Source organism: Geobacillus sp. LYN3 (assembly GCF_003064505.1).
Lineage (GTDB): Bacteria > Bacillota > Bacilli > Bacillales > Anoxybacillaceae > Parageobacillus_B > Parageobacillus_B toebii.
On sequence record NZ_QCWL01000064.1, the window covers coordinates 1 to 680 of the forward strand.

General features: G+C 48.4%; 1 protein-coding gene. It reads right to left on the bottom strand.

All coding sequences use genetic code 11. The features are described 5' to 3' along the window. Positions 1-528, bottom strand: a 528-nt coding sequence (locus DCC82_RS17080) for a DUF6431 domain-containing protein (RefSeq protein WP_108430531.1), incomplete at its 3' end; no start/stop codon positions are given. Between the last annotated feature and the right edge of the window lie 152 nt (positions 529-680).

The window sequence follows — 680 nt, forward strand, 5'->3', positions numbered from 1 at the left end:
TCGGAATCCGTCCTCCCACATCTCTCTGATGACCGAATAGAGACCGTGTTCCTCCAACGTCCGGATCCACCAAGAAGCCCGTTCCTTTTCTTTTTTCACGATAGGGCCTATGATCCTCCACCGCCTCGCAAAAAAGCTATGAAGGTTTGATAGGTTTCGGTAGAACCGTCGGACATAAAAGATGATGCCGTCCTTTGTCGGGAGGAACGGAGCCTGGTTCGTCCCCTCGGTCAATCCCAACTGCTCTTTCACAACTTGCCATACGGCGGACAACGTATACTGAAAATACGGGAGGAGAAAGGAAGGCAGCACACTCACCGTCTTCAAGCATTCTCGACAGCGATACCGGACAATCCAAATGCGATAATCACCATGTGGGGTCAATGCGTTTCGCTCATAGTAACCGTGGCGGTGCAACGGGCGCTTGGCCCGGCAATGCGGACACTGTGTCAGAAGAGGGAAGTCGTTTTCTTTTCCACGCTCTGCATACGTTTGGACGTCAATGCCAAAGTCATGAAATTGAATCACGTCCTCCTCCCCCTCCTCTGAACCGATGGATTTTCTCTTCCGAAATAATTCACAAAAAATTTAGCACATTCTTTCAGAAAAGGGGAGAGGGTTTTCTGAAGGAATGTGCAAAAAAATGGCTCTTTTGTTCCGAAATAAAGTGATAATTTACA